The organism is Paraflavitalea sp. CAU 1676 (genome assembly GCF_029223285.1).
Lineage (GTDB): Bacteria > Bacteroidota > Bacteroidia > Chitinophagales > Chitinophagaceae > Paraflavitalea.
The window spans coordinates 274374-289123 of the sequence record NZ_JARHUJ010000008.1; the positions used below are offsets into that span (position 1 = coordinate 274374).

General features: G+C 51.0%; 14 protein-coding genes and 1 other RNA gene. 8 read left to right on the forward strand and 7 right to left on the reverse strand.

What is annotated here, in order from left to right; translation table 11 throughout:
* Positions 1 to 176: 176 nt before the first annotated feature.
* A complete protein-coding gene (locus P2H89_RS25975; protein WP_275832583.1) occupies positions 177 to 1460 on the forward strand; it encodes a hypothetical protein in 1284 nt (427 codons plus the stop codon).
* Between the two features lie 595 nt (positions 1461 to 2055).
* Here P2H89_RS25975 and P2H89_RS25980 read toward each other — a convergent pair.
* Together P2H89_RS25980 and P2H89_RS25985 are read right to left on the reverse strand one after the other, a co-directional pair.
* Positions 2056 to 2544 carry a VOC family protein gene (locus tag P2H89_RS25980; RefSeq protein WP_275832584.1) on the reverse strand — a complete coding sequence of 163 codons (489 nt, stop codon included), beginning with the start codon at positions 2542 to 2544 and terminating at the stop codon, positions 2056 to 2058.
* 501 nt (positions 2545 to 3045) lie between these two features.
* Entirely contained in the window at positions 3046 to 3633 is a 588-nt protein-coding gene (locus tag P2H89_RS25985; protein ID WP_275832585.1) for a M23 family metallopeptidase, read from the reverse strand.
* A 150-nt stretch (positions 3634 to 3783) separates the two neighbouring features.
* Here P2H89_RS25985 and P2H89_RS25990 point away from each other — a divergent pair, with 150 nt between their 5' ends.
* The 5 genes from P2H89_RS25990 (at position 3784) to P2H89_RS26010 (ending at position 9430) form a co-directional block, all read left to right on the forward strand.
* Positions 3784 to 4749: a polyprenyl synthetase family protein gene (locus P2H89_RS25990; protein ID WP_275832586.1), complete on the forward strand. Its 966-nt coding sequence runs from the start codon at positions 3784 to 3786 to the stop codon at positions 4747 to 4749.
* A 206-nt stretch (positions 4750 to 4955) separates the two neighbouring features.
* Positions 4956 to 6593 carry an amino acid permease gene (locus P2H89_RS25995; RefSeq protein WP_275832587.1) on the forward strand — a complete coding sequence of 546 codons (1638 nt, stop codon included), beginning with the start codon at positions 4956 to 4958 and terminating at the stop codon, positions 6591 to 6593.
* A 3-nt stretch (positions 6594 to 6596) separates the two neighbouring features.
* The gene (locus tag P2H89_RS26000; protein WP_275832588.1) at positions 6597 to 7235 is read left to right on the forward strand and encodes a hypothetical protein; all 639 of its coding nucleotides are present in this window, start codon (positions 6597 to 6599) and stop codon (positions 7233 to 7235) included.
* A gap of 279 nt (positions 7236 to 7514) precedes the next feature.
* Positions 7515 to 8543 carry a Smr/MutS family protein gene (locus tag P2H89_RS26005; RefSeq protein ID WP_275832589.1) on the forward strand — a complete coding sequence of 343 codons (1029 nt, stop codon included), beginning with the start codon at positions 7515 to 7517 and terminating at the stop codon, positions 8541 to 8543.
* A gap of 248 nt (positions 8544 to 8791) precedes the next feature.
* A complete protein-coding gene (locus tag P2H89_RS26010; RefSeq protein WP_275832590.1) occupies positions 8792 to 9430 on the forward strand; it encodes a porin family protein in 639 nt (212 codons plus the stop codon).
* Positions 9431 to 9531: 101 nt separating this feature from the next.
* Here P2H89_RS26010 and P2H89_RS26015 read toward each other — a convergent pair whose 3' ends face one another.
* Positions 9532 to 10371, reverse strand: a complete 840-nt coding sequence (locus P2H89_RS26015) for a hypothetical protein (RefSeq protein WP_275832591.1) — start codon at positions 10369 to 10371, stop codon at positions 9532 to 9534.
* Between the two features lie 235 nt (positions 10372 to 10606).
* Here P2H89_RS26015 and rnpB point away from each other — a divergent pair.
* An RNA gene (rnpB, locus tag P2H89_RS26020) (RNase P RNA component class A) lies at positions 10607 to 11112 on the forward strand.
* Positions 11113 to 11157: 45 nt separating this feature from the next.
* On the opposite strand, the gene P2H89_RS26025 is transcribed toward rnpB, so the two are convergent.
* The 4 genes from P2H89_RS26025 to P2H89_RS26040 all read right to left on the reverse strand — a co-directional run bounded on the left by P2H89_RS26025 (position 11158) and on the right by P2H89_RS26040 (position 13908).
* Entirely contained in the window at positions 11158 to 12066 is a 909-nt protein-coding gene (locus P2H89_RS26025) for a CPBP family intramembrane glutamic endopeptidase (RefSeq protein ID WP_275832592.1), read from the reverse strand.
* Between the two features lie 105 nt (positions 12067 to 12171).
* Entirely contained in the window at positions 12172 to 13113 is a 942-nt protein-coding gene (gene plsX, locus P2H89_RS26030) for a phosphate acyltransferase PlsX (RefSeq protein ID WP_275832593.1), read from the reverse strand.
* A gap of 28 nt (positions 13114 to 13141) precedes the next feature.
* A complete protein-coding gene (rpmF, locus tag P2H89_RS26035; protein ID WP_275832594.1) occupies positions 13142 to 13333 on the reverse strand; it encodes a 50S ribosomal protein L32 in 192 nt (63 codons plus the stop codon).
* A gap of 29 nt (positions 13334 to 13362) precedes the next feature.
* On the reverse strand, positions 13363 to 13908 hold the full coding sequence (locus P2H89_RS26040) for a DUF177 domain-containing protein (protein ID WP_275832595.1): 546 nt from the start codon (positions 13906 to 13908) through the stop codon (positions 13363 to 13365).
* Positions 13909 to 14119: 211 nt separating this feature from the next.
* On the opposite strand from P2H89_RS26040, the gene P2H89_RS26045 reads away from it, so the two are divergent.
* Positions 14120 to 14596, forward strand: a complete 477-nt coding sequence (locus P2H89_RS26045; RefSeq protein ID WP_275832596.1) for a DUF4920 domain-containing protein — start codon at positions 14120 to 14122, stop codon at positions 14594 to 14596.
* Positions 14597 to 14750 lie beyond the last annotated feature (154 nt).

Consider the following 14750-nt stretch of genomic DNA (forward strand, 5'->3'; position numbering starts at 1 on the left):
CCGAATGACGTAAAACCATGGTTCAACTGTTCAAATCGCGTAGTGAACGGTACAGGATAGCTTCAATCCTTTAAGGGCGATATTTCAATGATTCGGTAAATCTTTCAGGCAGTTCACGCCTGTTTAGGTTTTATTCAAAGACAGATTAGGGCATCTTGCACCCACAATTTTCCATAATGAAAGGAACACACAATAGGACAAGCGTTGTAGCGCTGGGAGTTGTTTGCCTGGCACTGCTGGCAACGGCCTGCGGAAAGAAAGATACACCTGCACAAGACGGGAAGATAGAGATTGTGCCCAAGGTAAGTGGCGTAGGAACACCTACAGGAGCAGCTACCACGAAAGTGATCGGCGCAGCAGGCGGATTTGTTACCAGTGCCGATCATTCCGTAACGATTACAATACCATCAGGCGCATTGAGCGCCAATACCACCATTGGCATACAACCCATCATTAACACCAATGTGGGAGGGAAAGGCACTGCCTACAGGCTTACGCCGCATGGGCAGCAGTTTGCCAAACCGGTAGAGATCGCCATGGCCTATCTGCCTTTTAAAGATTCAATGGCATTTCCTTTAACCGCTGTACTGTCTTTTCAGGGTGATGACGGCGTATGGCAGATGCCTTCGGGAAGTGTGGTAGATACAACGGCCAAAGTGGTAGAATACAGCACCACGCATTTCAGCGATTGGGCGATCATGGAGCGCGTAAGCCTGAAGCCGGTCACCGCAACACTTGGTGAAGGCGAGAAACTTAACATCGTAGCATTGATCTATAATGCGGTACCCAATCCATGCAATTGTATGGACGATCTGCTGCAGCCGCTGCCGCCACGTGGTAATCCTTACCCGGTAGGTGAGCCTGCCGCACTACCGGTAAGGTATATCAAGAACTGGAAGCTGGTTGGCCCGGGCTCTATCGATCGCACCACCGGCAATAGCGTGGAGTATAAAGCACCTGCTTCGATTCCCGGCTTTACTACAGCCACCGTAGTGATGCAGTTAAACGGCGATGACCAGGGTAAATACCTGTTGTTGTCAAATATCAAACTGACCAGCGAAAGCTGGATTGAAATGAGTGTTGCAGGCGGCGCCAAAGTAATGCATCCGGCTACACCGGCCGTAAAGAGCGGTGATACTTATATATTATCGGGTGGCGACGAAGGCATTGGCAATTACATCATGATGAAATGGGACGGCGGTGTAGGCACACACGCCTGGGAGCTCGGGAATGGAAATTCCTGGCACTATATAAAACCGGGCATGACCTACGGAAGCAGGTGGATAGATATTTCGATACCCGAAAGACCGGAGAAAGTGAGTGGCGGAGGAGTTACGGTAACAAGAATTAGCGGAGGCTGGATAGAAGGAACATTTACGGTATCCAGAGCCGGGTATGATGACTTTACCGTTACCACATCTGCCAGCGGATCGTTCAAAGCAAAACTAATCGGGAATTAAGTAAAGGCTGATTTTAACGGTTCAATAGTTAAGAAGGTTACATGGTTCGCTAATGGAGGAGATGGGTCGCTGAGGGGCGGCCCATCATTTTTTGCACAATGTGGAGCTTCATCTGCAATAAAATAATAGTGGATTGTTACGCAACCTTTAATTGCGAAATATTGTCTTTATAATGGCGTATGCGCGTATACGATAAATAGCCTTCAACAGCAGTAGAATACTTCCATCTTCAAATCATGTTTACAATATCTGCACATAAAAGCCTTTCACGGGCATCCTGTATCGCTGAACAGTCGAAAAGTGCCCATTTTACCTCAAAAATGGACTGCCTTATAACGAAGATACAGCGCACTTCCAGCGACACCATAGCGATCATTTAGCGACCTTACAGCGACATTATAGCGACCTTATAGCGATATTACAGCGATGCTGCTCCCAGTTACTTCCTGATCTGCTTCTGGTCTGCCCCTGATCACCGCCCGGTCAGGGCCTGGTCAGACATGGATTCAATAAAAAGCAGAAACCCCGCAGTGCAGCTGCAGGGTTTCTTATGACATGTCGTACTAAAGGTTCTTATGGACCTTAACCAGTGGCGTTATGGATTATTAAAAGCAGCTTCCAGCTCGTCGATCTCCAGTTTGGTCATTTCCATCATGGCGCGCATGGCGCTATCGGCTTTTTTGGTGTCCTTGTCCATCAGCATTTTGGGCAATTGAACTGGTGTCACCTGCCACCACAAGCCAAATTTATCTTTGAGCCACCCGCACATACTCTTCTCACCACCAGCAGAAAGTTTTTCCCAAAGCTCATCCACCTCCTCCTGCGTCTTGCAGTTCACAACAATCGAAACGGCCATGTTGAAAGTGACCTGCTTACCGCCATTGAGGCAAAGAAATTCCTGACCATAAAGCTGGAAAGTGGAGGTGAGCACCGAACCCTTGGGTCCATTACCGACATCGCCCCAGCGAAGAATATCTCCGCGCTTCAAATTGTCTTTGAAAATGGAAGCATAGAAATCGACGGCTTCTTCCGCATTGTCATCGAACCACAAACAAGTGGTAAGTTTTGGATCGTTCTGTTGCATGGCTTGAATGTTTATACCACAAACTTAGCAATGTTCCCCCGGCCGGAACGGGTGCCAGTGCGGCTTTCTAAAGGGGGGCTTGCGACGCCGGGCGGAGTGGGCAATCCCCGGCGGCAGGATAGTTGCAAAAGGGTAGTGGGATGGTAGCGTACCTGCCTCAGCATGGTACGGAACTGGTACAGAACTCCTACAGAACCCTTAGTGCTATAGAGCAGTCCCAGACAAGTCTTAGACCATTCCCAGGCAATACCCCGAAAAGTCCGTACCTGGTCGGCGCCCATTCCGGTAAGCCCTTCGGCCAGCGATCTGCGGGATGAGCATGTGTAGGCGCTTTAAAGCCGATTGGGAGCCCTTGCGTGGGTGATTTCAAGGAATGTGAATAATTGGCTGCCGAGAAGCTTGCGGCCTCTAATGAGGCGCTAATGCGTTTTGGCGGTGGTTGTCAATAGTCGACGAAGTGGGAAGTCGCAAAACGGTCCTCACGGGGCTATATCGGTCCGTTCAGTCATGCACGCATTTGTACCAGTTGCCCGGGCGCAGGTACTTGATGCCCCGGCGGGTAAAAAAGCGGGTGAGGATCTGCTTTCCCTTTGCGTCATTGATCTGGAAATGAAGATGTGGAAAAGCGGTATAGCCCGTGTTGCCCGAATAACCAATATGCTGCCCTTGGGTGACGGTATCGCCCACCTGCACCAGAACCCCGTCTTTTTGCAGGTGCCAGTATTTAGCTATGCTTCCATCGGTATGCCGGATGATGATATGGTTGCCATCGTTCAGGTACTCTTCTTTCAATCCCCCTTGATCGCTGTCGCCCTTGGCTTCGATCACGATGCCGTCGCGGGCAGCACATATTTTGCTGCCTGTACGCATTTTGAAGTCGAGCGACAGCTCATTGCGGTGGCTCATCTTACTATTAGCAGCCTGTATCAGCAAAAACTTCGTGTCTTCGGCATAAGGCAGCCAATAGACGTAGCTGGTATCATCCGGGCGGCGGCCCGATTTGAGATCCATCACAGCACGGTTGGAGAGTTGGGCCGAAGTTTCGAAGAAACCAACCGATGCAATGAAAACGAGTGGCAGCAACTTCATGGGCTTGTGGGTATTTGTTGATAACAAAATATTCAATTCCGTATACAACTGCAAATCGTACAGGTCGCCTGTTTAAAAGCCTGCAGTTACCGGCCATCACTTTCCGTTCTCGCCGTTTCCTCCTATCTTGCAGCCTATACCTCATCAACCATGCATTCATTCGAAGAGTTGTCCAAAGACTTTGCGCAGAAGTTCAGTACCAGGCATTTTCCCGAAAAGCCCGCATCACTGTACGATCCCAACGAGTATTTCCTGTCGCTGGGCGGCAAAAGGGTGAGGCCCATCCTGGTACTCATGGGCAATGAGCTCTTCGATGAGATCGTGCCCGATGCCTGGCATATAGCCAATGCCATCGAACTCTTCCACAACTTCACGCTCATCCACGACGATATCATGGACAAAGCGCCGCTGCGTAGAAATATGCCCACCGTGCATGCTAAATATGGTGAGTCTACCGCATTGCTGGCCGGCGACGTGATGCTGGTCTCGGCCTACGACCACCTCAATAAGGTGAAGTCGGAGCATTTCCATAAGATCGTTCACCTCTTCAATAAAACGGCCAAGGAAGTATGTGAAGGGCAACAGCTCGACATGGATTTTGAACAGCAGGAAACAGTGCATCTCGAGGAGTATATCCATATGATAGAGCTCAAGACCTCCGTACTGCTGGCTGCCAGCCTTCAACTGGGAGCCATACTCGGCGGAGCCTCCAAAGGCAACCTGGAAGATATCTATGCATTCGGGCGCGACCTTGGCATCGCCTTTCAGATACAGGATGACTACCTTGATGCCTTCGGCGACCCTGCCAAATTCGGCAAACAGGTAGGCGGTGATATCATGGCCAACAAAAAGACCTTCTTAATGATTAAGGCCCTCGAGTCCTGCGCTGGCGCCCAGGTACAGGAAATGAAGCGCCTGATGAAGGAGAACCCGGCCGATAAAGTAGAGCGGGTGTTGCAACTCTTCCGCGAATGCGGCGTCGATAAATGGGCATTCGACCTGAAAGACAAATACCTCAACAGCGCCTTCGGCCACCTGGAAAATATCACAGTGATTACCGGTCGCAAAGACCCGCTTTCCAATCTGGCGCATTTTTTAGTGCAAAGAGAATATTGATTGACGAGTATACATGTACTCCTTACACGACCAGCTGCCACAAAAGTTCGCCATGGTGCGATCCCGCAAAGACCGGCCTGGTGCCCACCAACGTCCAGGCATGCACCCACGCTGTGCATCCTCTGCCATCCTTCCCAAACCCTTCCTTCAAAAAACTTCGTTTCGGCTTTTTTCCCTAATTTCCGCCCCTTAAACCCAACACCAGCATGGCAAATTCGCTGTTTCGGAGAAAATCACTGGAAGCACTTCAGAAAGAATACAACGCGGGCCTGGGCGACGGGCATTCACACACCGGACTCAAAAGAGCCCTTCGTGTAAAGGACCTCACAGCCATGGGTATCGCTGCCGTAATTGGTGCGGGTATCTTCTCTACCATTGGTAAAGCTGCCTTCGATGGCGGTCCTGGCGTTATCATCCTTTTTGTGATCACCGCCATCACCTGTGGATTTTCCGCCCTCTGTTATGCAGAATTTGCTTCCCGCATACCCGTAGCGGGCAGCGCCTATACCTACGCTTATGTATCCTTCGGCGAAGTGGTGGCCTGGATCATCGGTTGGTCGCTCATCCTCGAATATGCCATCGGTAATATCGCCGTCGCCATCAGCTGGAGCGGTTACTTCAATAACCTGTTGCAGGGCATGCAGATTCACCTGCCCGACTGGCTTATCAACAACTACGACAGCGCCTCGCAACAGATACTCGATGCAGCGCCGCACATCGGCAGTCTGCCGCTTATCATGAACCTGCCCGCCTTCCTGATTGTGGTTATCATCACCTGGGTCGTGTACATGGGAATACAGGAAAGTAAAAGAACTACCAATTACATGGTGGCGCTCAAAATAGCAGTCATCATATTTGTGATCATAGCTGGATTCTTCTATGTAGAACCTGCCAACTGGAGCCCCTTCCTGCCCAATCAGTTTGATGGTGTGTTGAAAGGAGTATCAGCCGTATTCTTTGCCTACATAGGTTTCGATGCGGTATCTACCACCGCCGAAGAGTGTCGCAATCCCCAGCGCGACCTGCCACGCGGCATGATCTATTCGCTGATTATTTGTACGGTACTTTATATCCTCATCGCTTTGGTATTGACCGGCATGGTATCCTATACGGAACTCAATGTGAACGATCCCCTGGCAGAGGTCTTCAAGAAGATTGGTCTGCCTAAAGTAAGCTTTGTGATCTCCGTAAGTGCGGTGATCGCTACCGCCAGCGTACTGCTCGTATTCCAGATGGGCCAGCCCCGTATCTGGATGAGCATGAGCCGCGACGGACTGTTGCCCAAACGCTTCAGCAAAGTGCACCCGAAATTCAATACGCCTTCGTACGCTACGATCCTTACGGGCATCCTGGTAGGTGTACCGGCCCTGTTCCTCAACCTCACCGTGGTGACCGATCTTACCAGTATCGGCACACTCTTCGCGTTCATCCTGGTGTGTGGTGGGGTGTTGACATTGCCCAAGGACGAGCTGGCATCCAACAAACGCTTCAAATTGCCTTACATCAACGGACAGTGGATCATTCCTGTATTGGTGATCGTGGCGGCAATCGCCTTCTGGCAGCCGATCAGTACCCGCCTCGATTTTAGTCAGGGCTGGGAATACTGGAAACACTTCATTCCTTTCTACCTGTTCCTGGTTGTAGCAGCGATACTGTCTTTTGCCACCTTTACCCGCAAGCTCTCCCTGATCCCGGTAATGGGCATGTTGAGCTGCTTCTACCTCATGACAGAGATCGGACTCAAGAACTGGATCGTATTCACCATCTGGATGGGCATCGGATTGATCATTTACTTTGTGTACGGTTACCGCAAGAGCAAGCTGGCCGCTGCCGCTGTCGCTTAAAACATGTTGCAAGAGATCAGGGAAATATGGTTCGATTGCTGCTTGCGCTATAGCAGCGATTCCGGGGTGGCGGAAAAGTTGTGGGATGAAATACGCCGGCGCTATACCAGTAGCCAGCGTCATTACCACAACCTGGTCCATATAAACCATTTACTCCAGCTGGAAGCTCAATACAAGCAACATCTGGCCGATCGTGATGTCGTCCTCTTGTCAATCTTTTACCACGATATCGTGTACAGCGTGGTGCGCAAAGATAACGAAGCACGCAGCGCGGCGATCGCCGAAAAAAGACTTGCCCGGCTTAACCTGCCATCGGAAAAGATACAATCCATCAGCGAGTTCATCAAAGCCACGCAAACCCATATAATTCCTGAAGGTGCGCCGCATGCCGGCGACCTCGCCTGGTTCCTCGATTTCGATATGGCCATCCTGGCCGAACCCTGGAGTCGTTACGAGCGATATGCACAACAAGTTCGCAAAGAATACCGCATCTACCCCGACATGCTTTACAACCCCGGCAGAAAGAAATTCCTCCAAAACACGATCGCCAGCGGTCACGTCTACCATACGGATTGGTTTCGTGAGCACCATGAAGCCGCCGCCCTGGCCAATATGGAGCGGGAGTTGGAGTGGTACAAGTAAGCGCCGCGGCTCGCCACAACCCACGCCCCCACGCATCCCCGCACGCCTACCCGCACCGCCAACCACTCCCTGCTCGCCACTTCCGCCCGCACCTCCAAGCACTCCCCACTCGCCACGCATCCCCGCACGTCCACCCGCACAGCCAACCACTCCCTGCTCGCCACTTCCGCCCTCACCTCCAAGCACTCCCACTCCCCACTCGCCACGCATCCCCGCACGTCCACCCCCTTCCGCCAACCTCCTGTTTCCGCTTTTCGCCGAATTGCATAATTTTGTGCCATGAAATTTCAGATAGGCGATAAAGTGGTGGTGCTGCATTCCAACGACGACGGCGAAGTAGTGGATATCATCAACGAGAAAATGGTGATGGTCGATGTAAGGGGCGTGAAATTCCCGGCCTATACCGATCAGTTGGATTTCCCGTATTTCAAACAGTTCATGAAGAATAAGATCGTACCCGAGAAGAAAGAGAAAAAAGATAAAAAGTACATCGACGATCTCCCCCGCGAAAAGAAACAGATCAAGGATAAAGTGGTAGACGGGGTTTGGATCACCTTCATCCCCGTGCTGGTGCCCGACGAGTTTGGCGACGATGTGGTGGAAGACCTGAAGGTGCACCTCGTCAACCGCACCCATGGCGATTATAAATTCACGTATAAGCTGAACTATTTTGGCGAGACCTCCTTCGATCTCGTCAACCAGATACGTCCCTTCGAGGACTTCTACCTGCACGACGTGGAGTTCGAAACACTCAATGACAGTCCGACCTTCTCCTTCGAGTTCTCCCTCACCAAGCCCGATAAGAACAAGGCCGAGTATTTCGAGTCATCCATAAAACTCAAGCCCAAACAGGTATTCACGCGCATCGAGGAGTTGAAGAAGAAAGGCGAAGCTACCTTCTCCTATAAACTGTTCGACGATTATCCTCCCCGCGTGGAAGAACCCTCTATCGACGTGAGCATACTCGGCGCCAAAGGGTTCAAGGTATACGACGTGTCGCAAACCCGTCAAAACCTGGAACCGGCAAAGAACGAGATCGACCTGCACATCGAAAAGCTGACGCCCGACGCAGACACCCTCGACAATTTTGAAAAGCTCGACCTGCAGATCAGGACCTTCGAGAAATACCTCGACCTGGCCATCCTGCACCACAAACCGGCATTTATCGCCATCCATGGAGTGGGCAGCGGCAAACTGCGTGACGAGATCCACGAGATACTCAAATACAAAAAGGGCGTCAAAAGCTTCTTCAACAAGTACCACCCTGCTTATGGATATGGTGCCACGGAGATCTATTTCCAGTATTAGGATCGATAGCCTGCACCGCAGCGTAGGGGCCGGCCTGCGCAGCTGGATAGCTACCGCTGTCCTGAGAAGCCACTGCCGGCCCGTAGCACCGCGGCCCTCAATCTTTCTCGCCCGGCCCGCACGGCCCACTGCTAGCCGCCGCCCCGAAAGGCCGGCGCGGCAGTTCATCACCCTAAATTGTCATTCCGGCGATCTGCCGTTCGTTTCCTGTAGCGTAGGGGATACATTTATCCCTTAAACGTTTGCTCATGTACAAGTTACTTTCTGCATTAATCTTCGCGCTGCCCCTCGCAGCAGCAGCGCAATCTCCGCAACCCGAACAGCCATCTCCGCGAACCAAGTTCGGTCTCAAGGCCGGACTCAATTTCTCGAACATCACAAAGGTGAGCTCAGTCAACGGACAAAGCCGCAACGGCTTTATGGTAGGGGCATTTCTGGCACCGCCCTCGAAAGGCATCCTGGGCTACCGGTCCGAGATCGTCTTTTCCCGGCAGGGCTACGATTATAAAACTTCCAGCACCACCGGCAGTGTTCACCTCGACTACATCCTGTTGCCGCAGCTGATGTGTATCAACATCACCAAATTTGTTCAGCTACAGGCCGGCGGTCAGGTGGCCTTCCTCGTCAGCGGCAAGGTGGATAGCAGCGCCAGTAGTTACTCGCGACCCAATACCCCCGGTAAAATGATCGATTATTACAACCGCTTCGATTATGGCATTGCCGGCGGACTGGAGGTATATCCCTTCAAGGGCCTCTTGATCGGTGCCCGCTTCAATATGAGCCTGGCCACCCTCAACAAAGAAGCGATCATGACCAATCCCAATTATGTGCCCCGCGTGGATGCGAAGAACAATGTGTTCAGTCTATTTGCAGGCTATAAATTCTAATAGAAAGGAAAATAATTCCCAATAAAAAAGGGTCCGGCCTCACCAGGCCGGACCCTTGACATATATGGACGGAATAACAAAGGGCGTTATTGATCGTTCGTTCAGCTCCTCAGCGTTTGCAGTAGCAACTTCCAGCCTAGCGAAGTGTGTACCCACACACGCAGGTAAAATTCCTGTTTCCCTTCGTTGGTAACCGTGCCATACACATAGGCAAAATCGCGGCTCTCGGACATGCCGCCAGCTATTGGTTTAAAGCGGAGCGTACCGGGTATGCGTGAAAGGTCTTTCTCTACATCCTCAACATGTGTAACAGGCTGCTGTCCTTCTATATTGAACCACGTTTCGGGCATGATCACCTGCCGGTAGACGCTGAGCCCTTCGCTTTGGAACTTTCTAATAAATACCATTTCGGGAGCCAACGCATTGGTATCCATCACCTGCCCCAGCACAGCATGGCTGGAAGGCACCAACCGTTCGTTGGAAGCCTGATACAATTCCTGCTGCTTGTACAGGGATGTTGGATAGTTGATGCCAATATCCAACAGGAATTTCCATTGCCCGGCCTTGTTCTTATACCAGATGGTGGAGTAGTGACCCGCCGTAATGGAAGTATCCGGAAGCGGCGCATGTGCCTGCGAGGTATAGGGACCAGTAGTAAAACCCAGTTCGCCCGACTTCGCCATTCCCGAAAAGGCGGGATGCCACAACAGGGAGATGGGCGATTCGGGCATCGCCGTGAACATCCGGAGAGCTTTGCGCACCTTGCCGCCCCCGAACACCACCCCCTGGCTATCCGCATACTGAATAAAAGCTTGTCTTACGCTATGATCGAGAGCATGCTGGGCAAAGGCCAGTTCGGCCGTTACAACTTCCTGCGTTCGCTGCGCGTAGGTGGGCAGGGTAAACAGGCCAATGGCCAATATCGTGAGGCATTTCTTCATGGTATCTTTTCATAAATGTACTGTCCGTGAACACCGTAACCATCAGCCGGCAGCTAAGAGGTTAGATATCCAGTCCTAATTGTAAGAATTAAGAACTGAATTGTGTTGGGTAGAGCTTATTTAATGTGCGTAAACCGGCTGCCCCACTGGCTCGTAGTCCATCACCACAGGCAAACGCTGCGCTTTCATTCCCTGTATGCAGGCATTCCCCTCTCAAAATCGTACCTTTGTCATAACTACAAACCGGGTTATCGCTCCTCCCGCTCGTGCTTGCACGGCATGTGGAGGGGAGGAAAGTCCGGACAGCGCAGAGCAATGTACCGGTGAAGAGCCGGGTTCGCCGCAAAGCATCTTGTATGCAGCGCAGTGAAACAGACAGTGCCACAGAGAATAACTGCCTTCAGCCACCGGGTTTCCGGTAGTTTAGTTCGTAGTTCTGGCGTGGGTCTACGCCTTCGCCAGGGCTACGGAGGGTAAGGGTGAAAACGTAGGGTAAGAGCCTACGGTGTTGTACAGTAATGTATGGCAGGGGTAAACCTTACATGCTGAAATGCCATGTATACCAACGGTCGAGGGCTGCTCGTCCGAACCTCGTAAGAGGTCCGTTGGGTGGGTAGGCAGCAAGAGCCTGTCAGTAATGCCAGGCCCAGATAAATGATAACCGTACCAGTACGCCCACCGATGCTTCGGTAAAGGCGGTGTACCGGTAAACAGAATCCGGCTTACAGGTTTGTAGTTACTTTTTTTACTTCGTCAGAAGGGCGTCCCGCGCCCCTTGCAGGGCGCTTACAGGATAAACGCCACCAGCTCCATCAACCACGCAATACCCAGGTGTACGATCAAACCACCCCAGATATTCCGGGTATTCAACACCACCACACCCAGAATCAAACCACCGAAATAAGAAGTAATGCATTCACCCAGCGGTTTGCCAAAATGTATACAGCAATAGAAAGCAGCCATGGGTAAGATGGCGTTTGCGCCGGCATAGCGGGCAAAGGCAAGAATGAGGAAGCCACGGAAGAAGGCCTCTATGGTGAGGAAGTCGATGCCGTACGACAGCTCGTACAAGAGCTTATAAGGCCAGGAATTGACTGTAAAATCGTCGATGAAGGCAATGCGCTGCACCTTGGGGTAAGTGTGCTGGAAATCGGCCTGTGTGCCCGCTAAAGCGATGAGGGGCACCATCATCAACAGTAGTCCGAAGTAAGGCTTCAGATCGAATCCTTTCAATTGCATACCCGCCACCGGACCTTCATACTTTCCCACGCGCCATACAATCGTCACCAGGATCAGCACAAGAGCGCATTTCAGGGGCCAGTTGAGGGTCATATAGACGTAGCGGTCCCACGGAAAGCCAAGACCCGCCGTGAGCATGCCAGACAGCTCGTCGGCCGATACTTTAATGGCAAAGATGAGGCAGGAGGCGATCAGCAGCACGTAAAAGAATAGGGGAGGGCGGCGTACGGTGTTCACGAAGAGCGACTGCAGCAGCCAGGCGCTGCCCAATACAAACAGGTACAGGCTGAAAGAACCACCGAGCCGTGCTAACGTAGGCTTGCTCATGATGGTGCGCTCTAAACCCGCTGTGTAGTTGAAATAAATGAGTATGGCCATCAACAGGCTCACACTCCCGAATGCTTTCAGGTTGAGCGTGGCGATGTAGGCCTTTAGATACCCAATTATGCGTTTCATTGGAAAAGGAAAACTAAGTGCAAGGAGCTTGCCAATGCTTCAAAACCACGTGTTGAAAGAGCCGGATTAGGATGTACCATGTTGCCGGCGCCCGCTCAACCAGGGTTAAGCGATAAAGCTGGCCTTCATCTTGCTCATCAGGTCGGTCTCGATCATCTTTTGCGCCACCTTGATCATGTTGGAGAAAGCCAGCGCGTGCGAGATACCATGACCGATGATCACCGGTTTGGCTACCCCAAGCACAGGCGTACCACCATACAGTTCGAAGTTGAAGCGGTCGAAGTACTCGTGTTTGATGCCCTGGCGATGCGTGATGTCGTAGATGGATTCAGCCATTTTCAGGATCACATTACCGGTAAAACCTTCGCAAACCATGACGTCGGCTTTATCTTCCAGCACATCCCGGCCTTCGATATTGCCGGTAAAGTTGATCTGTGTGTTGGCCTTAAGCAGGGGATACGTGGCTTGCGCCAGGAGGTTACCCTTACCTTCTTCTTCACCAATGTTGAGCAACGCTACCCGGGGATTGTCGATACCCAGGATATGCTGTGCATAGAGGGAACCGAGGATGGCGAACTGATTCAGGTTCTCCGGTTTACAGTCAGCATTGATGCCAACATCCAGGATCAAACCAGTTTTGCCGCTTTCCCGGGGCATAATGGTGGAAATGGTAGGGCGCAGCACGCCTTCAATGGCTTTGATGGAGTACATAGCGCCTACAAGCATGGCGCCGGTGTTGCCGGCGCTTATAAACGCATCTGTTTTGCCCGAAGCCAACAGGTGAAACCCGATGGCTATAGACGATTGCTGCTTTTCCTTTAATGCTTTTGTGGGATGTTCATGCATGTCAATAACCTGTGGTGCATGCACTACTTTTACGCGGTCTGCAGGAATATCATACTCCTGCAGCAGCGGGTTGAGTTGTGCTTCATCACCGGTTAGAAACAATATTGCCGGACTATCAGTTCCCGACAAATAAAGCTGGATACCTTTCACCGCTTCGAGCGGCGCAAAATCTCCACCCATCATATCTAAACCAATTCTCATCCGGCAGGTAAGGTTTGTATTAAAAGGCCTATTTAATTGGAGATTGCTCTACAACAACTTTTCCTTTGTAATACAACTTACCCTCGCTCACGTGAGCACGGTGGCGAACATGGATCTCACCGGTGGTGCTGTCTTTGCTTAATGTAACCTTCTCAGCCTTGTAGTGAGTTCTTCTCTTCGCACCCCTTTGTTGGGAATGTCTGCGTTTCGGATTAGGCATAACCTATAAATTTATAAACTACTAAAAAATCAATTGTCTTCTAAATCTTTGAACTTTTCCAATCCCTTCCATTGAGGGTTGGGGGCCGTTTCGCCCTGAACATCCATGTTTTTCAGCATCGCCAGCACTTCTTTATTACAGTGCGGACCTCCCATTTCATCTTCCGTGCACATACGCTGCATCGGAATGCTGAGGTTGATGAACTCGTAGATCCAGTCGGCTATATGCAGGTGACTTTCGCCACGTGATATATAATGTACATCCGGATCTTCTTCCTGCTCATTCATCACTTCGGGATCTTCTACCATTTTTACAACGACATTGAAGTCGTCCCAAAGCTGAAGGGGCAGGTTGTTACCACAACGATCGCAGATGACTTCTAACTGACCGCCTATTTCAAATTTCAGCAGCATAAAGCCCGTCTTCTTATCCAGCGTCAACTTCACCTGGGCTTTGCAGTTCTTGAAATCCTGCTCCTGGTACTCTACAAAGAACTTATCATCAATCGGGTACTCAAACTCATGGATTCCCGGCTTCAACCCTACGAATGCGATATCGAAATTCCTGCGGCTCATGAGCATCCCTTTTAAAGAGTTTGCAAAGGTAGGGATAATCAACTAAAGATTAGGCCCTAAGGATAAAAAAGGCGTAAAATATTCCCACATCCCTGAATTACGCTGTATCATCCTGTAAATCAGGCATGCAGGATTCAATTTTCGGCTTTCGTAACAGAGTCTGCCGCTATTTATGCACCTTTGTAATCTAAATTAAAGCAGTAATTACGATATGAAAAAGCTTTTCTTACTGGCGGTAACCGCCACGACCTTATCCCTGGCACAAGCACAACCTCCCAAAGGACCCGCTAACCCAGGCGATGTATATGGAGCAAAAACAAATGCTAAAGGCGCGGTAGACATTGCCCAGCTGCCTGCTGCACTGTCCAGGAAAGACAGCATCCCCCAAACCAAGGTGATTGCCAAGGTGTTGGACGTATGCCCCAAAAAAGGCTGCTGGATGAAAGTACAGGTAGACGACAACACCACCGCCTTCGTGAAAATGAAGGATTATGGCTTCTTTGTTCCCCTCGAACTTATCGGTAAAACCGTGGTACTCGACACCGAGGCCAAACTGAAAACAACTTCTGTGAGCGAACTCAAGCACTACGCCGAAGACGCCAAGAAGCCCCAGGCCGAGATCGACGCCATCACCGAGCCTAAAAAAGAGATCAGGCTGCTGGCCAACGGTATCCTGGTAATGAAATAAAAAACAAACGACCTCTCCCCTGGCTTACACAGGGAGCGTGGGTAACACGACAAGCCGGTTGCTCGCACCCTCACAGATGCTCAAAACAGCTGGCGAGCCGGGTCATATATAATTAAAAAGCGCAGAAGCTCCGGTGATACGATCCGGTGTTTCT